At 56.6% G+C, this 21,923-nt stretch carries 18 protein-coding genes and 8 pseudogenes; 20 read left to right on the plus strand and 6 right to left on the minus strand.

What is annotated here, in order from left to right; genetic code table 11:
- A pseudogene (locus NKH93_RS34415) lies at positions 1-217 on the plus strand (hypothetical protein); the annotation flags it as partial.
- A 32-nt stretch (positions 218-249) separates the two neighbouring features.
- Here NKH93_RS34415 and NKH93_RS30995 read toward each other — a convergent pair.
- Positions 250-532: pseudogene (locus NKH93_RS30995) on the minus strand (helix-turn-helix domain-containing protein); the annotation flags it as partial.
- Positions 533-1,183: 651 nt separating this feature from the next.
- On the opposite strand from NKH93_RS30995, the gene NKH93_RS31000 reads away from it, so the two are divergent.
- The 4 genes and pseudogenes from NKH93_RS31000 to NKH93_RS31015 all read left to right on the plus strand — a co-directional run.
- Positions 1,184-1,459: a hypothetical protein gene (locus NKH93_RS31000; RefSeq protein ID WP_352974926.1), complete on the plus strand. Its 276-nt coding sequence runs from the start codon at positions 1,184-1,186 to the stop codon at positions 1,457-1,459.
- Positions 1,460-1,546: 87 nt separating this feature from the next.
- The gene (locus NKH93_RS31005) at positions 1,547-2,476 is read left to right on the plus strand and encodes a 2-oxoglutarate and iron-dependent oxygenase domain-containing protein (RefSeq protein ID WP_352974927.1); all 930 of its coding nucleotides are present in this window, start codon (positions 1,547-1,549) and stop codon (positions 2,474-2,476) included.
- A 410-nt stretch (positions 2,477-2,886) separates the two neighbouring features.
- A pseudogene (locus NKH93_RS31010) lies at positions 2,887-3,280 on the plus strand (transposase); the annotation flags it as partial.
- 163 nt (positions 3,281-3,443) lie between these two features.
- Positions 3,444-3,638, plus strand: a pseudogene (locus NKH93_RS31015) (IS630 family transposase); the annotation flags it as partial.
- A 129-nt stretch (positions 3,639-3,767) separates the two neighbouring features.
- On the opposite strand, the gene NKH93_RS31020 reads toward NKH93_RS31015, so the two are convergent.
- Entirely contained in the window at positions 3,768-4,565 is a 798-nt protein-coding gene (locus NKH93_RS31020) for a CmcI family methyltransferase (protein ID WP_352974928.1), read from the minus strand.
- A 778-nt stretch (positions 4,566-5,343) separates the two neighbouring features.
- On the opposite strand from NKH93_RS31020, the gene NKH93_RS31025 reads away from it, so the two are divergent.
- From NKH93_RS31025 to NKH93_RS31040, 4 genes and pseudogenes are all read left to right on the plus strand, one after another.
- A complete protein-coding gene (locus tag NKH93_RS31025) occupies positions 5,344-5,703 on the plus strand; it encodes a hypothetical protein (protein ID WP_352974929.1) in 360 nt (119 codons plus the stop codon).
- A gap of 535 nt (positions 5,704-6,238) precedes the next feature.
- A complete protein-coding gene (locus NKH93_RS31030) occupies positions 6,239-7,153 on the plus strand; it encodes an NAD(P)/FAD-dependent oxidoreductase (RefSeq protein ID WP_352974930.1) in 915 nt (304 codons plus the stop codon).
- 12 nt (positions 7,154-7,165) lie between these two features.
- On the plus strand, positions 7,166-7,384 hold the full coding sequence (locus NKH93_RS31035) for a hypothetical protein (RefSeq protein ID WP_352974973.1): 219 nt from the start codon (positions 7,166-7,168) through the stop codon (positions 7,382-7,384).
- Positions 7,348-7,721 (plus strand): annotated as a pseudogene (locus NKH93_RS31040) (integrase core domain-containing protein); the annotation flags it as partial. The gene NKH93_RS31035 and the pseudogene NKH93_RS31040, both read left to right, overlap by 37 nt.
- A 492-nt stretch (positions 7,722-8,213) precedes the next feature.
- Here NKH93_RS31040 and NKH93_RS31045 read toward each other — a convergent pair.
- Positions 8,214-8,904, minus strand: a pseudogene (locus NKH93_RS31045) (IS6 family transposase).
- 569 nt (positions 8,905-9,473) lie between these two features.
- On the opposite strand from NKH93_RS31045, the gene proX reads away from it, so the two are divergent.
- The 7 genes from proX to NKH93_RS31085 all read left to right on the plus strand — a co-directional run bounded on the left by proX (position 9,474) and on the right by NKH93_RS31085 (position 17,483).
- The gene (proX, locus tag NKH93_RS31050) at positions 9,474-10,505 is read left to right on the plus strand and encodes a glycine betaine/L-proline ABC transporter substrate-binding protein ProX (protein WP_352974931.1); all 1,032 of its coding nucleotides are present in this window, start codon (positions 9,474-9,476) and stop codon (positions 10,503-10,505) included.
- A gap of 569 nt (positions 10,506-11,074) precedes the next feature.
- Positions 11,075-12,187 (plus strand): mandelate racemase/muconate lactonizing enzyme family protein, encoded by a 1,113-nt coding sequence (locus tag NKH93_RS31055; protein WP_352974932.1) that lies wholly within the window; start codon positions 11,075-11,077, stop codon positions 12,185-12,187.
- A 413-nt stretch (positions 12,188-12,600) separates the two neighbouring features.
- Positions 12,601-13,542: a LysR substrate-binding domain-containing protein gene (locus NKH93_RS31065; protein ID WP_352974933.1), complete on the plus strand. Its 942-nt coding sequence runs from the start codon at positions 12,601-12,603 to the stop codon at positions 13,540-13,542.
- A gap of 309 nt (positions 13,543-13,851) precedes the next feature.
- On the plus strand, positions 13,852-14,700 hold the full coding sequence (locus NKH93_RS31070; protein WP_352974934.1) for a 3-methyl-2-oxobutanoate hydroxymethyltransferase: 849 nt from the start codon (positions 13,852-13,854) through the stop codon (positions 14,698-14,700).
- Between the two features lie 5 nt (positions 14,701-14,705).
- Positions 14,706-15,719: a sterol desaturase family protein gene (locus tag NKH93_RS31075; protein ID WP_352974935.1), complete on the plus strand. Its 1,014-nt coding sequence runs from the start codon at positions 14,706-14,708 to the stop codon at positions 15,717-15,719.
- A 134-nt stretch (positions 15,720-15,853) separates the two neighbouring features.
- Positions 15,854-16,177: a 2Fe-2S iron-sulfur cluster-binding protein gene (locus tag NKH93_RS31080; protein WP_352974936.1), complete on the plus strand. Its 324-nt coding sequence runs from the start codon at positions 15,854-15,856 to the stop codon at positions 16,175-16,177.
- A 67-nt stretch (positions 16,178-16,244) separates the two neighbouring features.
- Positions 16,245-17,483: an NAD(P)/FAD-dependent oxidoreductase gene (locus NKH93_RS31085; RefSeq protein WP_352974938.1), complete on the plus strand. Its 1,239-nt coding sequence runs from the start codon at positions 16,245-16,247 to the stop codon at positions 17,481-17,483.
- A 41-nt stretch (positions 17,484-17,524) separates the two neighbouring features.
- Here the strand turns inward: NKH93_RS31085 and NKH93_RS31090 are convergent.
- A pseudogene (locus NKH93_RS31090) lies at positions 17,525-17,967 on the minus strand (helix-turn-helix domain-containing protein); the annotation flags it as partial.
- Between the two features lie 326 nt (positions 17,968-18,293).
- Between NKH93_RS31090 and NKH93_RS31095 the strand changes: the two are divergent.
- Together NKH93_RS31095 and NKH93_RS31100 are read left to right on the plus strand one after the other, a co-directional pair.
- Positions 18,294-19,424: an alcohol dehydrogenase family protein gene (locus NKH93_RS31095; protein WP_502896528.1), complete on the plus strand. Its 1,131-nt coding sequence runs from the start codon at positions 18,294-18,296 to the stop codon at positions 19,422-19,424.
- 12 nt (positions 19,425-19,436) lie between these two features.
- Complete coding sequence (locus NKH93_RS31100) at positions 19,437-20,552, plus strand: mandelate racemase/muconate lactonizing enzyme family protein (protein ID WP_352974940.1); 1,116 nt, start codon at positions 19,437-19,439, stop codon at positions 20,550-20,552.
- A 417-nt stretch (positions 20,553-20,969) separates the two neighbouring features.
- Here the strand turns inward: NKH93_RS31100 and NKH93_RS31105 are convergent, their stop codons facing one another.
- On the minus strand, positions 20,970-21,218 hold the full coding sequence (locus NKH93_RS31105) for a hypothetical protein (RefSeq protein WP_352974941.1): 249 nt from the start codon (positions 21,216-21,218) through the stop codon (positions 20,970-20,972).
- Between NKH93_RS31105 and NKH93_RS31110 the strand changes: the two genes are divergently transcribed.
- Both NKH93_RS31110 and NKH93_RS31115 read left to right on the plus strand, forming a co-directional pair.
- Positions 21,151-21,348 carry a proline racemase family protein gene (locus NKH93_RS31110; protein WP_352974974.1) on the plus strand — a complete coding sequence of 66 codons (198 nt, stop codon included), beginning with the start codon at positions 21,151-21,153 and terminating at the stop codon, positions 21,346-21,348. The genes NKH93_RS31105 and NKH93_RS31110 overlap by 68 nt on opposite strands.
- The gene (locus NKH93_RS31115; protein ID WP_352974943.1) at positions 21,266-21,661 is read left to right on the plus strand and encodes a proline racemase family protein; all 396 of its coding nucleotides are present in this window, start codon (positions 21,266-21,268) and stop codon (positions 21,659-21,661) included. Before NKH93_RS31110 ends, NKH93_RS31115 begins: the two co-directional genes overlap by 83 nt.
- Here NKH93_RS31115 and NKH93_RS31120 read toward each other — a convergent pair.
- Positions 21,590-21,799, minus strand: a pseudogene (locus NKH93_RS31120) (IS21 family transposase); the annotation flags it as partial. The gene NKH93_RS31115 and the pseudogene NKH93_RS31120 sit on opposite strands and share 72 nt — an antisense overlap.
- Between the last annotated feature and the right edge of the window lie 124 nt (positions 21,800-21,923).

Below are 21,923 nucleotides of genomic sequence, written 5' to 3' on the forward strand. Positions count from 1 at the left end.
GTGCTCCCGGTGCCCCTGTCCCGGATGGTCGCACCATACGCCGAAAATCGCTCATCTCCAGCGGGGATCGGATGGCACCGTCATGATCATACCGGTTACGAACGCTATCGAGGCGCTGAACTCTAAGCTGCGCCGCGCCGTCCGCACCCGGGGACACTGGTTCGAGGCCAAGACCCAGTTCGCCGTCGTCTTCGGCGAGAGGTTCGTCAGCCAATGACGAAATCGGCCTCGCGCACAGAATTCCTGACAGTCCCTCGTGCGCGGCCTGCCAGGGCGCGCTTCATCCAGCAGGCCGTTAACGCGCTCCTTCAAAAAGCGCCCACCGCCACTTGCCGACGGTATGCTCATGAACGCCGAGCTCGGCTGCCACCGAATTGCTGGGAAGGCCATTTGCGCACCGCAGAATGATCCGGCATCGTTCAAACATCGACCGCGCCACACGACGCCGGCGAACCTAACGCTCAAGATAGGCCCACTCATCCGCACTCAACACCAGCGGCGAAACCTTCAGTCGCGAGCACAACTCTATAATGAAATGAACTTCAGTCCCAGATGATTAGATACATTGGCGGTATCGTCCTAACAGCCTCGATGGCCACTGGCCGCGCGGTTCTCAAGACCGCCTCAGAACGTATCGCGCCTTGCATCATAGAACTGTGCGGCAAGTCGGCGCGGCGGTCCGTGCCGATGCGGATTTTTCGATTGCGTCTGGACGACAGGGACAGGAACCCTTGATGACGCACGCTTTCGGCATGTCCCAAAACTGCGATTGCCTTCCGTTCTGCGCTCCCCTCGAAAGAGGAAATCACGCGGCAACTGTAATAATGCGGCTCCCGTTTGTGAGTTCAGATCGCACGGTCAGCGTAAATTCGAACGAGTTGAGGCCGATCTTCGGCGTATCGTCCAGGATCTACAGGAAAGTTCCTCTAACGTCACCTTCTTGAGTTCGAGGGATTACGACTTGCTTGCAACGGCTATTAAAGCGGCGTAAAAAAACTGTAGCAATGATATAATAGTATTAACATTATTCTGTGTTGTAACTGGTCGAAAGTATGGTAAATGTTAGAAAGTTATATGGTGGCAAGATAAAATTGTATCCAAGAAAGCCATGGCTTTTCTTGTAAAATGAGGCTCATGCTTACTTCAAGCTAATAGGAGCAGCAGTTACGAGAGATGGCCAGAAATGTCCGACAAACCCACGTTTGTCGACAGGTCCGAGGCAATGTCGACCTTGATGAACCGCTCCAAATACACCAGGGCGAACTATCACAACACGGTCTGCGGCGGTGTCTTCACGCTCGGGCATGTCCGGCCGGATTGGCTGCTCGAACTGGCTCGCGTCACGCGCCCGAGCGGAATTTATCAGGGTAGTATTAAGAGCTATGGGGAGGCCGCATCCTTTGATGACGAGATGAGCCGTCTCCAAAATGCGACCGTGCCTTGCCAGCACAGTGTCTAGACGACGACTGATACATCGCGATCAAGAATGTGGACTGCCAGGTTTCCAGGAGCCCCATAAGGGCAAAGCACCAAAGGAGAAGCGACTATGACCACGCTACCGCAAATATCACTGGCGAAACTGTCATCCGATGCAACGCGACTTGAAGAGCAACAGCGTTTACGCATGGCCTGCGAGGAGTACGGGTTCTTCTACCTTGAGCACGGAATTCCGAAAGAACAGATCGCAGAAGCGATCGACGCTTCCCGGCGTTTCTTCGCGTTGCCGCAGGCTACGAAGGAACGCTACGGTCACGCCTCTCAAGACGTGTACCCCGCTACCGCCCGTGGATACATTCCGTTGCACGGTGAAATGCTACATCCTGAGGCCGGCACCGATCCAAAGGAAATGTTCGACCTCGGAATCGAGAAAGAGGGCGACCGGCGTCCGTTTGCCGGAATCACGCGCCTTCCGGATGACGCGTTGGCTCCTGGTTTCGCTCGAAGCCTACTTGCATTGCAAGCTACAGTGCTCAACGAGGTTGTGCCGCAGCTGGGGGGCGCGCTGGCCGACCTGCTCGATATGGGAAAGGGCTGGTTCCAACGCCATTTCAGCTCGCCGACGGTACTGCAACGCGTGATCCGGTATCCATCGACTGGCGGCACGGCCGGAAAGCATACCGACGGTGGCTTCTTCACGCTGCTGCTGCAGGAGGAACTCCCCACGCTCCCTTTGCAGGTGTGGTTCCGCGGGCGCTGGACGCCGGTGCCGAGTCTACCCGACAGTCTGGTGGTCAATCTAGGCGACATGCTTCAGGCCTTGAGCGACGACCGGTTCAAGAGTACGCCGCATCAGGTCGCGCACAATGGTCCGGCCGAACGAATTTCCCTTCCCTTCTTTATCTATCCCAACATCGACGCTCGCCTGACTTCGCGGCAAGGGAAGCATACCTTCAGCGTCGCAGAAATGATGCTGCGCAACTTCGAATCAGTCTGGGAAAAGGGGAATGGCGCCGGACGCGCGCGAGAGTTGCAGTAGGTGTTCGGCTTTCTGAAGCGTGAGCAAACTATGGCGACCACTCGGCACGTGGTGCCTTGGAAGAACTCTCCCAGAAGCAATTCGTCGCGCGTATAGCGCGGCGGGCTACAACGCCTCGGAGAGTCACGCTGATACCGGCGCATTGCTTGAAATGTGGCACACGAGATCCGCGCCGTACCTTTCAAGCAAGCGCAGCGCCACGGCTTCCATTTGTGCCGCTGCGCCAACGCGATGATTTCGGGCGTGGGAAGCGGAGCGATTAGCCCGGGATGGAACGAGATGATCAGCATGAGGGGAGTATTTCTCTGGGCTGCGGCGCCCGCACGAGTATTCGCGGACCCTGCGGTTAATGTTAGCGAAACCGCGCGAACCCCAGCTTTGTCTCTGGAATATACTCCGTGACTGGAAGGCTGGCGCAAGCGGCTGGCATCAGCGCAAGCGCTGTGCGTCGCATGTGGAAGGCGCACGGGCTGAGCCCAACCGCTGGCGCCAGTTCAAGCTCTCGAACGATCCGCAGTTCGTCGACAAACTGCGCGACGGCCTCTATGTCGATCCGCCGGCTCACGCCATCGAGCTGTCGGTCGACGAGAGGCGCTCGACCGCACCCAGCCCAGCCTGCCCATGAAGAAGGGGGAGGCTCGGCACCATGACCGCGACTACAAGCGGAATGGCACAACCACCCTGTTTGCCGCCCTCGTGCTCGACGGCACCGTCATCGGCAAGAACATGCAGCGGCATCACCATCAGGAGTTCATCCGCTTCCTCAACGTCATCGAGGCGCAAGTTCCGGCCAGCAGGGCCGTCTAGCGTCGTCCCCGCTTGAGATGCCGTGCCGATATAGGCTGTTCGTTCACAGGCGGCTATTCGGAACGAATACGTTTGCCTGATGGGAGCGGTGTGAATCGAGAGGTTCACGCGCCGTTCTGCGAGAGGCCGGTAGGTGAAATTCCTCCGGCCTACTCACCCCGGCCTCTCCACAAAGATGGCCCGCCTGCGTGGAAGAGCGCCGCGCGGCGAGCGCTGCCGGGCCGGCGTGCCTCATGGCCACTGGAAGACCACGACCTTCACCGGAGCGCTGCGGCTGACGGGCATGGCTGCGCCCTTCGTTTACGACAGCGCCATGAATGTCAACGTGTTCCTGGCCTATGTCGAGCAGGTGCTTCATCGATCACAGGACGTGCTCTAGACGGCGCTATCTCCGTGGATCGCACCGTCGATGGGCTCGCAAGTCCCGGCCGAACTGGCGCTGCCTGCGTTGCGAGCCCAACGAAGCTCTATATCAGAGCCAAGGTTACGACTTTCGAAGCCATGCATTTGGAGCACAAGTGACATTAATCCCGAACGCATCGGTGTAATAAGTATCGACTAAGAAACCAGATTCCTCTATCATCTGAAATCCATCGATAATCTCTCTGTTTACTTGGAAAGGATTATCCTCAATTACATAGTAGTCGCCTGGTTTCATAAATTTGTTCAAGTACGAAAATATAGAAAATATTTGCACGTGCGCGTCGTCGATCACAAGCCAAGGATGAGGGAGCCTCATCAGCAAATTCTCTTCGAAGTTGGCGGCATCAGAAAGATCGATTTGATGAAACGTAAGCAGTGGATGCTTTTTTGCGTTATCATGGACACACTTGGTGTACAAATCAAATGAGTGTACTTCACCTTGGTTATCACATAGCACCGACATATTGTCAGCAAACCACAGTCCGCTGCCGCCTTGATATGAGCCGAGCTCTATAATTGTCCTCGGCTGAAGTTCCCAAATTAGCCGTGGATACAGAGCGAGATCAAAAGGAGTCTTCAGAAGTATCAGCCCTTTATAAGTTCTGGCTAAGGCTCCAATTTTTGTGCGCTTGTCAGCACTCCATGGAAAGATAGATGACATCCATGTTCGATCGGATGGCTTTGCAAAGCGGCCAGAATCATCAGCATTTAGGACGTTGCTAATGGTGTCAAACATTCCCAGCCAGTCAGGAATGAACTTTCGCCACGCCTGATCAAGAAGTCCGTCGGGCTTCATCTGATCGGGGTAGTTCTCGTGGGCGGCATCCCAAAAAGCCTTGTACCCGGAAGCGAGTTTCATAGGTCTATCTCCATGTTGCATCTGCCTCCTAATCAAATGCAATCGGCGTGCCACTCGTGGAATGAGGTTGCGCGCGCTTAACGAGAGCGAAAAGCTGCCCGCATCCCCGCTGGAATGTCCGCGCGCTTGTCGGGTCCGGGACATCGGCGTCATCTTTAGCCCGTCTTATGCATTGCGCCCCGATGGCGCGTATCACCAGTGGAGGAAGCTTCCACCCAGATAGTAGTCGATTGGTCTGGTAGCTGACGAGCGGCTCGGTCGGGTAACTGGCCGGGTCGAAGCCTCCTGACAAAGGCCGCCTTGGGCGGTTAAGCAATCCGATGGGCCGTAACTGAGTGAAGCCTGAGCAGGCCTCGAAAGTGATAATGTGGATGCCGACCCGCCTGAATTTCAGGGAAGGCCGCGTGAGCGGGGAAGCAATCGACATGTGCACCCGTTCGATCCGCCGGGGTAATGGGCACGGCAGGTCGGAAGGGTGATGCGGGTAACGGGGGGCCGACGTTCCTGGACTGACAACCAGTCCGTTTGCACCTACAAGCCGGCAAGTGATGGTGGAGATGAACCCGAATATCAAACGTATTAACACGAGCGTCTGCCTGCAGGTCTACAAACGCGGAAGCGTAATCCCTACAGACTGATCGGAAAGCCGCACACGCTTATCCGCCGCGATAATGCAGTTCGGCCGCGAAGCGATCCCCCGAAACGCCCTGCCTGCGCGGTGCAAGTCGTAGACTGCTTGCGAAACGCCCGCCGTGGATTGACCGGACAGAGGGTTAAAATGGAGGCTCAGACATCTACCGTCGTGTTTTCGCCGAAAACTGTCCCGGCGGCGGTAAGCGCCCGGATCGGCTTCATCCTTTTGAATTCCGACGAAGTGGGTGAAGGCGCCTTCCAACTGCTGATGCCGGCAGATGTCGCGGTCTATACGACCAGAACAGCGTACAGCCATGCGGGTGGCGGCTTCACCACGCCGACCTCGTTTACAGAAATCGCCAATACGCTTCCTCCCAGCAACCGCTTCGACGTGTTGGCGTACAGCTGCACCAGCAGGCCGGTCGCGCTCGGCATACCGACGCTGCTCCGTGAGCTCGAGCGGGCCTGCCCAGATGTCAAGTATACGTCCCTGGAATCGCGATGATCGAAGCACTCAAGCACGTCAACGCGAAACGTATAGCATTGCTCACCCCGTACGGATTTGACTTCCACCAGAAGTTCTTGCCCTTCCTGGCCGGAGCCGGAATCCATGTCGTTGCGGATGGAGTCTTCGACTGCAAGACCGATGTCGAGGTTTGCGAGCTAGCGTGGAGGAGATCCTCAGCGCCGCCAAGGCGCTTGTCAAACCATCAGCTGCTGATGCGCTTTTCCTGTCATGCACGTCGATGCCGGTTGTTCCTCACCTTGCACGCTTCGAGCAGGAACTTGGTATTCCGGTAATGTCCGCGAGGATGGTCAGATAGCAGAGGCTTCCTGTCCGCTGATGACCATAAAGCAGGGTCGCACCTGCAGAAATCGCTTCCGCGACGCGTTCTTCCGCTCTTATACGGCGGAAATCATCGGCCCGATGTCGGTGTCTCCAAGCAGCGGATCCCCGACTTTCAGCCGTTTACTGCCGTCAACGCTTTATCCTGCAATTGACGCTTCGATGATCGAGGGCGCAGTGTTCATCCCCCGGGATGGGCAGACAAACCCGATCGACACCTGCATGGCGTCTGGCGGCGGGTGCCAAGCAGAATGGGGTCCGCATTTTCGAGAACCAAGAGGTAAAAGACCTTTGGCGGACGCCGGAAGGCCTTTACCAGCTCCAGACCGACCATGGGGTCATTGAGGCGGAAACCTTGGTTCTGGCCTGCGGGCTCTGGACACGTGACCTGGCAGCGCGGTTAGGCGCACGCGTCCCTCTGTACGCCGCCGAGCATTTCTACGTGGTCACCGAACCGATGGACTTCATCCGGCCCAAGCTCCCAGTCCTGCGCGATACCGACGCCCATGTGTACCTTAAGGAAGACGCAGGCAAGCTCCTGATCGGCGCCTTCGAGCCCTGGGGCAAGCCCGTCGCGATGGAGCGCCTACCGAACACGGCTTTTATCGAACTCTGGGAGGATTGGGACCATTTCGAGCTGCCGATGACGAAGGCCATCGAGATCGTGCCCGAGCTTGCCAATGCCGGAATTGCGAAGTTTTTCAATAGACCCGAGAGCTTTACGCCTGACCTGTTGTTCATGATCGGCGAGGTACCGGGTCTGAAAAACCTCTTTGTTTCGGCTGGCTACAACTCCGAAGGTATCGAGTACGGTGCCGGAGCTGGGAGGGCGTTGGCCGAATGGATCGTCGCCAAGTCGCCGCAGATGGATATCAGCTTCGTCGACGTGGCCCGGTTCCCACCCCCGTTCAGATCAACAAGCGCTATCTGCACGATCGCACGGCGGAGGTGCCCAGCCTGCACCATAAGATGCATTGGCCGAGTCATCAGCCGGACCTCGCGCGGGGTCCGCAAGAGCGCCCTCCATGATCGTTGGACGAGACTTGGCGCAAGTTTCGGTGAGGGTATGGGCTGGGAAGGTCCGATCTGGTTCGCCGGAGAAGGCTAGTCCTCCGAGAACATCCATTCGTATGAGGAACCCAACTGGTTCAAGCACACCGCTGAAGAGGGCCGTGCGGCGGGCGCCGATGCGGTGCCGTTCGACCAGAGTTCATTCGGCAAGCACTTTGTCCAAGGCCGGGACGCCTGCCGCTTTCTGCAATGGCTTTGCGCCGGCAATATCGACGTTGCAGTCGGCAAAGGCGGCGCTTCCGTGTGCTCAACATTGTCGACGACGTGACGCGCAAATGTTTCGCCGCGATTCCGGACACCTCGAACTCCGGCCGTCGGGTTGCTCGTCAGTGACGGAATTGATCGCCCAGCGCGGCAAGCCACGCATGATTGTCTCCGACCACGACACGGAGTTCACGTCGAACGCCATCCTCGCATGATCGAAGGATCACGGGATCGAATGGCATCACATCGTCGCGCCGGGCAAGCCGATGCAGGACGGTTAGGTCGAAACCTTCAACGGTCGCATGCGCGACGAGCTGTTGAACGAGAGCCTGTTCTTCGGCCTCAACCCCGCCCGCAGCGCCATCGCCGAATGGCGGGAGGACTTCAACACCGCAAGGCCCATTCCTCTTTCGGCTAACAGACCGCGACGGCATATGCCAAGGACATCACCGCACCGGCTCAGACGCTGTGATGATGGAAGGCTCTGCGCCTCCGCCGGTTGCTTAACCGCACCAAGTGGCGTAGCAGAAACGGCCCGGACTCTAATCGCCGCCGGATGACAGTTCAGTGCCAGATCAGGGCTAGAAATCCCGCGATGATCCCGACAGAAGGCATGCGTGTGTGGCTTGCCACAGGCGACACTGAGATGAGCTGCATTAAGCAATTATGCCGAATTTAAATGTCAATAAGACATGGCAGCGCACATCGCCAAAGATATTCCCGCCGCCCGAATTTCCTGCTATATCGGCATGATTCAAATCACTTCCGGGCGAGACTATTATCTTCGGCATATTAATAGCCCATGAAACGCATTCATTTAAATTGATGATAATATCGGAACTGGTTTTATTGCAACGGCTGAATAGGGGCGCAGAGGCCTGATGCGAGGTCAATCAGGCGGCGCGGATTTGGAACTGCTCGGCCAGGGACGGATTCGGATTGAAGGCGTACCTCGCCTGTCGGTTGCGCATCATGTGAATCATTTCGATGCCGGAAAGGATGGTGGAGGCGCTGGCCGTCGATTTGAAGCCGAGCATCGGCCGGACTCGGCGCTTGATGCGCCAGGTCCTGCTCGATCCGATTGTTCAAATACTGGCTCTTGCGGATGCGGATCGGCTTCAGCCGGCGCCGGGCGCGATCCTGCAAGCGATTTCTGGTGTCGCAGGAAACGATCGTCTCCTGGTTGGTCTGGCTCCCGTCGATGACGACGCGATCCGGTCGGCCATGACGCTCCAGCGCCTTTCTGACGAAGCCCTTGGCCGCCGGCAGGCCGCCCCGCTCGCTGAACCAAAACTCGACTGTGTCACCGACATGTCGATGGCGCGATAGAAATACATCCACTGGCCGCGGACCTTGATGTAGGTCTTGTCGACATGCGCTTTGACGGTCACGCTACGCTTGCGCCGGTTGAAGCGCTCGAGCAACAAGGGCGAGAAACGAACGGTCCAGCGGTGAATGGTCGTGTGACCATGATGCCGCGCTTGGCCATCATCTCCTCAAGATCGCGCAGGCTCAGATTGTAGGCCAGTACCAGCGCATGCAAAGCAGGATCATGGACTGGTCGAACTGACGGCCGTTGAACATTGTAACCCTCCGAAAATGATCAAAGGCTCCTTGCCACAGCGCTGGTAATCAAAAGGTTGCAACAGATCCGATCCACACCGTGCTCACCGACAACGGAAAACATCATTTGGTCATTCCGGATACTGCACTTGGGCGGGACGACGTCCAGGTCTTCCGCAATGCTGATGACACAGGTCGCAGATCTCAACCCGGTCGGCCAACGTCGGCTGGGGAAGACAGCAGGGCGACACCAGCTCCACACAGCGCGACACCAGGTGGCATCAAGGCCTGACATGCGCCTGATAACATTTAGTCCTGCGGCACATGACTTTTTATACCGTTGTCTCGCAGCCCCCCCGCCGCTAGCGTTTGAAAAACGTAAAGAGGGAATACCCTCGGGCTGAGGGCCCAGGCCTTACCCAATCCGCCATGGCGAAGAGCAGACACTTTGCCCACGTAGCCTGGCACAAGCGGAGTCCAGCTGCGCTCTTCACAGGTGTTATAAAGACCTTCAAAGGCCCTCCGGCGGGACGCGAAGGATTGAAAAATGGCCGGCAACGCGTGTCTAGATAACAACAATGGGAGCGATTATGAGCGATCGGCTTAAAATACAATGGGGCTTTCGGCGGCTTGCCGCCGCCGTGACAGTGCTTGGCACTTTGGCCATGTCTCCTGGATACGTGGCTGCCGAGGACCTACCGGGAAAAGGCGTGACCGTTAGGCCCGTCAATCAAGGCGTCGCAGAAGAAGCATTCGAAAATGACGTGGTAGAACTGGGTCTCAAAGATTTGGGCTATACCGTGGCCGAGGCCGCCCAAACCCAGGTTCCAGTTGCCCATATAGCGGTGGCAAACGGTGATGCGGATTACTTTTCGCCGCACTGGTATCCCTTGCATACCGCATTTGCTGAGAAGGCTGGCGGCGATGCCAAGGCTCATCGGGTCGGAACACTCGTAAAGGACTCAACCCAAGGATACAACATCGACAAGGCCACAGCCGACAAGTATGGCATCAAGACGATTGATCAGTTGAAGGACCCCAAGATCGCCAAACTGTTCGATGTGGATGGAGATGGTAAAGCAGACCTCTATGGCTGTGAGGCGGGCTGGGGATGCGAACGCATCATTGAACGCAACCTTGATGCATATGGCCTTCGGGCTACCGTCACGCACAAGCAGGGCTCGTATTTCGCTTTGATCGCTGACGCCATCCAGCGAATTCAGTCCGGTAAACCAACCTTATACTACACCTGGACCCCAGTGTGGATAAACGGCGTTCTTCGCCACGGCAAAGAGGTTGTGTGGCTGACGGTCCCGTTCACGGCGTTGCCCGACGAACAGGCTGGTGCGAACACGATGGTTCCAGGCATTGGGAACCTAGGATTTTCCGTGAATGACCATCACGTGTTTGCCAACAACGACTTCCTTAAGAAAAACCCCGCTGCAAACAAGTGGTTCCAGCTAGTCACAATCCCCATCGAGGATGTCGACGCCGAAAATCTTCTTATTTACAAAGGTGAGAAGTCCGACGATGGTATCCGCGGTCATGCCGAGGCTTGGAAAGAAGCTCACCTCGATCAGTGGAATAACTGGATAGCTCAAGCAAAGCAGGCAGCTAAGTAGCCGCTGGACCACGAAAAGCATGCTCGCCCGGTAGGCTTTACGCTGCCGGGCGGCACGTCTCAATCGTGGAGCGTACGCTTGAAAGCGCATGCCACTGAATTCAAGGATGTTTGGAAGGTCTTCGCGACGAGTTCGAAGTTCGACCTTGCGAGTGTCCAACGCGACGAACTTTCGAAGGCCCCACTCCTTGAGAAACATGCCTGCGTGGCAGCCGTCGCCAGCGCTAAGGTCGGAAGCCGGCGCGCGATTTTCTGTGTCATGGGGCTGTCAGGAAGCGGAAAGTCAACGCTGGTCCGACACTGAAAAAGGGGGGAGATACGCCGTTGCCGGCGTGATCGCGGGACCTACAGTCGAATTGGATGTCCCCGCATTGTAAGGACTTAAGTTTCTTAGGGTGCAGGTTCAAGACGACATCGTCTTCGAAAATATCATAAGAGACGTCGAGTGGGCGAGATACATTCAGGAAAAACCTACGCGTCGAAAGAAATGGTCAAAGCTTAACAGGATTTCACATGCAAAACGGTGAGCGGCAAAAATCGTCCGGATGTGCCCTTGGAAAGGAAATTACTATGTCCGACTGCACCATCAAGCGCATCGATGTTTTCAAGGTAGATCTCCTATACGACGGAATTTATTATTTGTCAGGTGGGCGTGAGTACAGCGTCTTTGATGCAACAATCGTTCGGATCACGACACATAGCGGACTCGAAGGTTGGGGCGAAAGCACTCCCTGGGGCTCTAACTATATCGCTTCCCACGCGCTTGGCGTTAGGTCCGGCATCGCAGAAATTGCACCTCATCTGATTGGCCTTGACCCACGACGTGTTGACCGCACGTATGATGCGATGGATGCAGTCCTTTTAGGCCACGAACATGCGAAGACAGCTATTGATGTGGCTTGCTGGGATCTCTTTGGAAAATCGGTCGGGCTCCCCATATGCGAGTTGTTGGGCGGCCGCACTAACGTAAAAATGCCGGTCATCTCGTCTATCCACATGGATGAACCGGAAAACATGCGTCGTAGCGTAGCTGAGCATCGTGCAATGAGTTATCTAGGGCACTCTGTGAAGGTGGGCGGCGAGCCGGCTGAGGACGCGGCCAGAATCGCGGCTGCTCTCGCAGATAAAAAGCCCGGAGAATTCTTTATTGTTGATGCGAATGGAGGGCTAACGGTTGAAACTGCGCTACGAATGCTGCGGCTTCTCCCGCATGGGCTTGACTTCGTACTTGAGGCACCATGCGCGACGTGGCGGGAGTGCGTATCTCTGCGCAGACGGACCAATATACCGATATTCTTCGACGAGTTGGCAATAAGCGACACTTCGATCGTTCAACTGATTGCTGACGATGCCGCAGAAGGAATAGGTTTGAAGATCTCTAAAAATGGTGGGCTCACTAAAGGGCGCCGCCACCGCGATATCTGTATTGCGGCCGGTTACACAATGAGCGTTCAAGAGACCGCCGGTTCAGATATAGCATTTGCTGCCATTGTGCATATGGGACAAACCATTCCGGAGAGGTACCTTCGCTGTGTGCTTGAAAGCCGCGGCGTGTTATCTGGGAAAACCGCCGACGGCCCTTATGATGTCATCGACGGGCGCATCGTCGCACCAGATCTGCCTGGCTTGGGAATTACACCTCGTCTCGATTTCCTGGGCGATCCCGTTGCAAGCTATTCCTAAACAGCTTGCGAAAACTCATCGAGGGTCCCGTTGAAGACCCAATGAGCGCCAGGCGTTCTAGCGTTGGCGCTCAACACTAACGGCTTACCTGGATTGCAGCGCAACCTAGGGGTTGCAATGTTGTCCTGCATTGCGTGCGCTGATAGCTGGCCTACAATCTAAGCCTGCGCGATCTTGAGGAGAAGATGGCCGAGAGCGGCATCACGATGGATCACGCGACCAGTGACACTTTCAATCCAAATTCGTCCCCCGGCCGAGCCGATCGAATCCTCGCCGGCTGGTTGACCTTGCGTCGGGCCTCTGCGCTCCTATAGCCGTTGCAATCAAACCGCCGCTGTGGGCCAACGTTGTCGGTCATCTGAGGATGGCCTACAGAAGCAAATGAACTCAAATTGCTGTGGCACGACAGGGCGATGCGATCAAAGACGATTTACCGGAACATCCAAAGACTGTTGCCGACCTTCGAAGCAGCTGCCCGTCGCGAAAGCTTTACGTTGGCGGGCGAAGAAGTGGGCTTGTCACAGAGTTCGGTCAGCAAACAGATCATGGAGCTCGAAAGCAGGCTGGGGCAGCCGCTTTTCGCCCGAGTGCACAAGCAAATTTCGTTGACGCCTGCGGGCCATCGGCTCTTGCTTGCTTATTCTGCGGCGGCATCTCAGGTCATTGACGCCCTTGAGGACTTGATCCAGGATCGGTCGAGGCAACAGATTGTACTCTCGACTTCTACCGCCAATGCTACATTCATGCTGTTGCCCCGGGTGGCCGAGCTCAGGGAGTGTTTTGGCGGCGGAGAGATCTTCGTCTTGACCGCCGATCCTCAAGGAATCGAGCCAACCGGGCAGGTGGATTTAACGTTCACATTCGGCAAGCCTGATTTTCCGGGCCTTACAATACGACCATTGTTTCCTGACATCATGACGCCGGTTTGCTCTCCTGAGTTCCTGGAAACGCACGGCCCGCTCCAAAAAGTGACCGACCTGCCGACCTGCGAACTTCTCTACATGCAGGCTCAACACCCATCGTGGGTGGGCTGGCGTCAATGGCTGCGCGAGTTTTCCTTAGAGCCACCCACTAACCACCGAACCATGGGATTCAATAACTACTACAACATGATCCAGGCGTGCCTCGCAGGTCAAGGCGTGGCCCTCGGATACCTCCGGGTGCTTGGCGAACTGCTTGAGACAGGGCGTCTGGTGACGCCACTTTCCGAGTCCCTACAAACGGAGGATAAGTATCACATAGCTTGGCCTTCCAATCGACCTCCGGATTTTCCGATAGAGCGGTTCGAGGAATGGCTGACCCGCCGTTATGGCGGGCCTATCAAAAGCTTTTCGCGGAGCCTGCCCGGCGATTAAGCATCCGGCGGTTCTCTGCATTTCTTAATCGTTGATGGTCAGCCGGAACGTCATCCGGGTGTATGAATGCTGCCCGGCTCGACAACCCTGCATGAGGCGCTTAGCCAAAAATCTCTTGGCACAGCACATGGTTCCTCCCAACATTGCCGTGAAAACGGGACCTTGTTGAGCCATAAAGGCTGCTCTTGCATTCTCTGGTAGAATGCAAGAGCAGCCCAACTTTCATTTGATTTCTGAAGCTTGCACCGACATCGTTCATTCGATGAGAGATGCTGCGGCGGCTAGAGCTGCTGCGAGGAAGATGACGTAATGCGCAACATATTCACATTTGGTCATCGGCCAGCCCAAAGAAACTGGACGGTCGCAGACTTGCGCGCCAACAAAGGCAAAGTAAAGCTGACCGAGGTGACAGCCACAAACCGCGAACAGGCGGCGCGAGCTGCCGCCGCCGGCATCGATACCCTGATGACGCGTTCGCAAATGCTGAAAGAGGTGCGGGATGGAGCGCCCACTACATTCGTGACCGCCGCCCTTATGCTCGTGGACCATCCAACGGAAAAGGACGTGCTCGAAGGAGCAATGCGGGCGATGGATGAGGGGGCCGACGCGCTTTACACGAGCCGTAGCCTCGATACCATCAAGATGCTTGCCGATCTTGACTTTCCGGTTATGGGCCATGCCGGGCTCATTCCGCCCTACAGCACATGGATCGGCGGATTGCGTGCCTACGGCACCAAGGCCGATGAAGCAATGAAGCTTGTCGAAAGATTCCGTGCGATGGAGGCTGCAGGCGCGTTCGCTGTCGAGGTCGAGTTGGTGCCCCAGGAGGTGCTCGAAGCGATTAACAAGCAAACCAGTCTAATCACTTTTTCGATTGGCTCCGGCTCTGGCGGGGACGTCACGTTCCTGTTTTCGGAAGATATCTGTGGTGAGACGAGGAATCCTCCGCGTCACGCTTTCGCGTACGGCAATGTGCTGCGGCTTCAGGAACAGATGGAACGCGAAAGGGTGGAGGCTCTGAGCGCGTTCCACTCCGCCGTGCGCGATGGCTCATTCCCCTATCGCGACGTCACAATCTCCATGAAACCCAACGAGCTGGATGCGTTTCGGACTCGGCTTGGCGAAACGGCCCCCCTGGGCGCGCAAAGCAAAGGATGACACACATGACACACGATGCGACGAAGCCTGAGGTCACTATCCCTGGAAAATCGACCTGGAACTACCATCCAGGCCTACCGCTTCAGGATCGATCCCTCTTCAACCTCAAGCGCGGCCCACTCGAGGGGCTCAAGCTTCTCTGGAATTCGTGGCTGCCGATTTCAGACAGACTGATCGTGCTCGGCGTGTCCTTCCTGACCTGGTATTATCTTTCACCAACGTTGGAAACTGCCCGTACATTCAGCATCGATTGGATAGCTGCGGTCTATCTGCGCAATCTTGCTCTGATAGTGCTCCTCGCTGGCGGAATGCATCTCTACCTTTATACGTTCAAGATGCAGGGTAACCGTCTGCGATATGACGCCCGTCCGTTTCATAAGAAGAACGCGCTATTTACCTTCAGTAGCCAGTTCCTCGACAACGTGTTCTGGTCAATCGCGAGCGGCGTAACGATCTGGACAGGGTATGAAGTCATAGGCCTCTGGTGCTATGCCAACGGCTACATGCCGATGCTAGACTTCACGACTCATCCGATCTGGTTCGTCCTCTGGTTTGTGTTTCTGCCGCTCTATGGGGTGTTCCACTTCTACTGGATTCACCGCCTGCTTCATTGGGGCCCAATCTACAACCACGTCCATTCGCTGCATCATCGGAATGTCAACGTTGGCCCGTGGTCGGGCATGTCGATGCATCCCATCGAGCACCTTACCTATTTGACGTCAGTTGTGATCCACTTCGTCCTCGCGTCCCATCCAATCCATTTTATCTTCCACCTTCAGTCTAAGGTACTGTTGGCCGTCAGCTCGCATGCTGGATATGAGTCGATTACGGCAGGGGAACACAGTGACGCAGGCCTGAAGGTTGGCGACTTCTTTCACCAGCTGCATCACCGCTACTTCGAATGCAACTATGGCGAACCAGAAGTGCCTTGCGACAAGTGGTTTGGCACCTTCCACGACGGGTCGGAAGAAGCAACTGCCCGAACACGCATTCGGACCAAGGAGATGCGCAAGAAGTGAGCCACAGCCTGGGCCAAGTCTTGCGGCCCTCCTAATTCCTTTCGGGCGAGCTGACGAACACTGTTGGTTCCTGCAGGAAGGAATTCCAAGCAACCTGTACGTCCGTACTCATAGACGACCCATAGGAGGTCATCATGATCCAGATCACCTACGTTGAACACAACGGCCGCGCGCATGTCGTTGACGTCCCTCAAGGGGCGACCGTCATGGAGGGGGCACGGGACAACGGCATTCCCGGCATCGAGGCAGACTGCGGAGGCGCCTGTTCTTGCGCGACCTGTCACGCCTACATCGACCCTGCATGGGTCGGGAAGCTCCCGGCCAAACAGCCGATGGAGAAAGACATGCTGGACTTCGCCCACGAGCCGGACCCTGCCCGCTCGCGTCTGACGTGCCAGATTAGGGTCAGCGAGGCTCTGGAAGGATTAGTGCTGCACATGCCGGAGAGACAGGCCTGAGACGAGTACCGACGTGACGGTCTGGTTCAGGATCGGTCGGTCCATCTCAGCCACAGGGGAAGAGTAAATGTCAGGCATTGTCATCATAGGCGCAGGCCAAGCGGGAGCCTCTGTTGCGGCGAGGGCACGGGCGCTCGGCTTTTCGGGTCCGATTACGATGATCGGCGACGAACCTATGGCACCCTATCAACGCCCTCCCTTGTCCAAAGGATATCTACTCGGCGAAACCAGTCTCGAACGCCTTTTTCTCCGAGCCCCGTCGTTCTGGAAAGATAACGCTATCGACCTAAAGCTCGGCGCGCCCGTCATGGCAATCGACCGTGAGACCAAAACGGTAAAGTTGGGCGAAGAGAGCGTTCGATATGACCAACTCGTCCTGGCGACAGGGTCCAGCGCTCGAAGGCTGCCCGCAGCAGTGGGTGGCCAATTGGATGGAGTGTACACGATCCGAACGCTGGCCGATGTGGACGCGATGGCGGTGGAATTCCGCGCCGGCCGCAAATTGCTCATCGTCGGGGGCGGCTATATCGGTCTGGAAGCCGCCGCCGTAGGCGCAAAATTAGGGCTCAAGGTCACCCTGATCGAAATGGCGCCGCGCATCCTGCAGCGGGTAGCTGCCCTCGCCACGTCCGACTTCTTCCGGGAACTGCACACCGGGCACGGAGTTGCGATCAGAGAAAACATTGGTCTCGACCGATTGACAGGTGTGGGGCGCGTTTCCGGCGCGCGGCTATCCGACGCAAGCGAGCTAGAGGTCGATTTCGTGATCGTGGGTATCGGCATCGCGCCAAGAACGCAGCTTGCTTCCGATGCGGGTCTTGTCATCGACAATGGCGTCGTGACAGACGCCTTCGGTCGCACTTCCGACCCAAGCATCTGGGCGGCGGGAGAATGCGCTTCCTTCTCCCTTGGTGGAGGCCGCATCAGGCTAGAGAGTGTCGGACACGCGATAGATCATGGCGAACTCGTTGCTCAGAACATGGTCGGTGCATCTGGTCCATACGAGGCGCGGCCGTGGTTCTGGTCAGATCAATACGACGTCAAGCTCCAGATCGCCGGTCTCAATGCCGGGCATGATCGGATCGTAGTGCGTGAAGGGGACGGGAATTCGCGGTCTGTGTGGTATTACCGTCGGGCCCAACTGCTTGCGCTAGACGCGATGAACGACCCGCGGTCCTATATGGTCGGCAAACGCGTCATTGAAGCTGGCCAGACTATCTTGCCGGAGCAGGTTAGCGACACATCCATAGACGTCAAGTCCCTCCAATCACTCGCCATCAAGGTCACCCGCGCATCAGCGGCATGACCGCGTCGCGCGCCAAAACGGAATCAAACCCAGGTGCAGCGGTGCAGCAGCTTCCCGGTGGCATCATCGATATAGACGAGCAGGGCGCTTTTGGACCGCGGTTCTCGAACCACCAATGATGCGAGCCATCGATCTGCACCAACTCGCCGAGGCTAGTGGCGCCGGCCCCGTGGCTGGTGAAGCTTCGTTTTGCGCTCCCGGCGGTCGGGCCGAAGTCCCCCAAGCGGCCGCGGACCAAGTCCAGCGCGCTGTTGCGGAAATCATCGTTTATGGCGTCGATTGCTTGGCTGGCGTCGCTTGCTTGGCCGGCCGCGCTTCTTCGACGCTAGGCCGCCGGCGCCGTCCTGGTCAGAGGCCTGCAACAGCCGGCGAACCTGACTGCGGCTGAGATGAAGGAACTCCGCCGCCTGGACGACGCTCAGCTGGCGGGACGATGCAGCTCATTTTGCGACAAGGTGACCAAGGCATGAGGGAAGTGTCGCATCTCTAACCGGTGCAGCTGTCGCATCAGTAAGAAGCTGTGTGGGTTCTCGCGGAAATGCGACCTGGCAGCGAGGCAGGTTAGCGGGTTCAAGACTCGCATTGGGGCGCCTCGACCCTGCGAATGCCGACCTGGGTCTTGCAAGCGGGCAAGGGTGAAAAACGCCAAAATGGTGGGGACCTTAGGTCCCGGCACGGCTGACCTACCGAACCCCATACCTTCGATAACATTTAGTCCCACGATGCATGACTTTTTATCCAGTTGTTATGTCCCTTCCCCGGCTCTAGCGTTTTCGGCGTCGACACGCGAAACCTTCGAGTAAAACTATGATGAAAAGCGCCTTCGCTAACTCTTCGAGCGGCTCAGGGATTGAAATTCCAGATGTGATGACTGGGGTATTGCTCACAGGGCACGGCGGTTTCGACAAGCTTGAATACCGGCAGGATATTCCCGTACCGACGCCAGGCCCGGGAGAGGTTCTGATCCGTGTGGCCGCTGCCGGGATCAATAACACTGACATCAACACACGAATTGGGTGGTATTCGAAGGGTGTGAACAGCGCTACGGAGGCAGGCGCAAGGCAAGGCTTTGAAACCTTGCAAGACACCGACGCAACGTGGTCCGGTGTTCCTATGTCCTTTCCGCGAATTCAAGGGGGCGACTGCTGTGGCCGCATCGTCGACGTCGGAGACGGCGTTGATGCCAGCCGGATCGGTGAACGCGTCATAGTGCGAAACATCATTCGCTCGTATGCAGATTTCAGGCCGATGGAGGGCTGGGTGTTTGGATCTGAGTGTGATGGCGCGTTCGCCCAATACACCAAAGCTCCGTCACACGAAACCGATAAGGTAGAATGCGATTGGAGCGACGTTGAGCTCGCTTCGGTTCCAGTCGCTTATTCAACCGCAGAAGCCATGTTGCATCGTGCCGCAGTGAAGCGAGACGAGCATGTGGTAATCACCGGCGCCTCAGGCGGGGTCGGATCCGCTGCCATCCAGCTGGCGAAGCGCCGTGGGGCTATTGTCACCGCGATTGCAGGGGCTAACAAGCTCGAGCAATTGCGCGGACTTGGCGCCCATCGCGTCGTGCCGCGTGGTGAAGATCTGGTCAAACATCTCGGCAAGGAGGTCGCCGATGTTGTCATCGATGTTGCTGCGGGACCTGGCTTCGCAGCTCTCCTCGACGTTTTAAAGAAAGGCGGACGATACGCGGTCGCGGGGGCTGTCGCCGGGCCCATCGTCGAGCTTGATGTGCGTACGCTGTATCTGAAAGATCTCACTTTCTTTGGGTGCACGTTTCAACCCGACGAAGTTTTCACTAACCTGGTTTCTTATATTGAAAACGGTGGGATTCGGCCTTTTGTCGGTAACACATACCCGCTGAAGGATATCGTCAGGGCCCAGAAAGACTTTCTGTCGAAACGTATCTCCGGGAAACTGGTCCTTGTCATACCTAACTAGAAAGAGATCGTAATGTCAGACTTGAAGATTGCTCAAATTGACGTGTTCAAGGTTGACCTTCCGTATTCGGGCGGCGTCTATCTATTGTCGGGAGGTCGTGAGTACGGGACGTTCGACGCGACCATGGTGCGTGTTAAGACACAAACTGGGCTTGAGGGATGGGGGGAAAGCACACCATTTGGCTCGAATTACATCGCGTCTCACGCACTGGGTGTGCGATCTGGGATCGCCGAAATTGCTCCCTGGCTTATCGGGCTCGATCCTAGGCGGGTTGACCGCATTAACGATGCAATGGAAGCGGCGCTCCTTGGTCATGAGCATGCCAAGACAGCTATCGACGTCGCATGTTGGGACGTTTTCGGAAAGTCCGTCGGTCTTCCCATATGCGAACTATTGGGTGGTCGGACTGACCTAAAAATGCCGCTCATCTCGTCTATCCGCATGGATGATCCGGAAAACATGCGTCGTAACGTAGCTGAGCATCGTGCGAGGGGTTATCGAGGCCATTCCGTAAAGGTCGGCGGAGACCCAGCCGAGGACGCGGCTCGCATCGGAGCGTCGCTTGCTGACAAAAAACCCGGCGAATATTTCATTGTCGATGCCAACGGTGGAATGACAGTCGAGACGGCCCTTCGTATGATACGCTTGCTACCGCACGGCCTTGATTTTGTGCTAGAGGCGCCGTGCGCGACGTGGCGCGAATGCCTCTCGCTACGCCGGCGTTCCAGCGTTCCTATGATTTTCGATGAACTGGCTATGAGCGACGCATCGATCGTTCAATTGGTCGCTGACGATGCGGCAGAGGGATTTGGCCTCAAAATCTCCAAGAATGGTGGTCTGACAAGAGGCCGTCGTCACCGTGACATCGCAATCGCAGCCGGTTACACAATGAGTGTCCAAGAAACGATTGGATCGGACATTGCATTCGCTGCAATTGTGCAAATGGGCCAGACGGTTCCGGAAAAATATTTGCGTTGCGTGGTTGACCTTCGGGCCATGGTCGCCCGAACAACGGCTGATGGAGCCTTTGACATAATCGAGGGTCGCGTGACGGCCCCGGATACGCCTGGCCTGGGTATCACACCAAGGCTGGAAGTCCTAGGAGAACCAGTCGCCAGCTATTCGTAGACAAATGCGGCACGGGCGCCCGGGAGAACCTTTTGATTATAGGCCTTCGTGCTGTTCAGCCGAGGTACTAGAAATTTGTCAATCGGCCGTACCTTATAGACGGTTTTACGGGCGAGGCTACCATCATCTTCGGACGGTTTCTCCAACCACGGTACGCTAGACACTGATAGCGATAAACCGAAAGTCGTTACTACAGACTTCCCGGTCGAATTGAGCACGTGCGGTTGGCTCCGCAAAGGTGACGATTTTCTAAGCCACGCATATCCGGCAAGTATAGGTTACTATGCTATGTCTAAGGCGTTGGCTTACCCAAAACGTCAAATCAGTGCCAGCTTTAAGGCGTACGACTGCCACTGCGAGGGAGACGTGGAGAAAGTTGTCATCTCTGGACTGCCCGAACTGCCAGAGGGCACGCTTTTAAAAAAATGAAATTTCTCCGGGACCACCACGACGACATACGCCTATTCTTTCTTCGCGAGCCCGTGGCAGAATGATCCAAAGCGTCAACTTGATTGTGCCGTCAGAAAATCCTGAAGCGGTAGCTGCATAAATCATCGCCGAGGCAGAAGAATACCCGGAAAGGTCCGGCGGCAACACGATCAGCGCGGCAACCACAATGCTCAACACCGGTATGGTTCCGGTCACCGGCCCGGTTACCCGGTTCAAACTTGAGGCGCCTGCCGGCCTCATAGAGATCGAGTGTGATACCTCGGATGGAAAACGGAAAAGTCGTCCGGTTCGGTTCATCAATCAACCTGCTTTCGCTTACTGCTTACTGCTTGAACAGGAGCATTGACCTACCTGGTTTTGGCGAACTGATGGTGGACGTTGGCTATGGCGGGATGACGTATGTTATTGTTGATGCACACCAGTTTGGTTTCGATCTTCATGCATCCGAGGGGCGTCGGCTTAGCGACTTGGGACAGGAAATCAAAGCTGCCGCTGCCGAGCAGACACCAGTGTCCCAGCCGCTGAACGCCGAGTTGCCGGGCATTACACAAGCCATGTTTTTGAACCCCATCACCAGGTCTTCACACCAGCGCTGCATCGTCGTCAAAGCCAGCAGGCAGGGGCCAGCACGACAGCCCCGCCTCCCGCGCCCGCAGTAAATAGGTCGAAACCGAGGTCTTGCCGATCTTCAGTCGCTCTGCCATCACGCGCGCCGAAAGACCCTGTTCATGGGTCAGGCGCAGGATCGTCCGGATATCCCTCACACTCGTTCGTCTCGCTTGCTTCCGTCTTGGCATGGGCTCTCTCGGTTCGATGATGAGAGATCCAAAATGCCAGAACGGAGCAGCCGAGGACCGACCGTCAAATCCACCCCGGAAAACTGTCCGGGACTTAGCGGAATCACTGTCCAGGAGTTAGTGA

The organism is Mesorhizobium sp. M0954 (genome assembly GCF_040319155.1).
Lineage (GTDB): Bacteria > Pseudomonadota > Alphaproteobacteria > Rhizobiales > Rhizobiaceae > Mesorhizobium.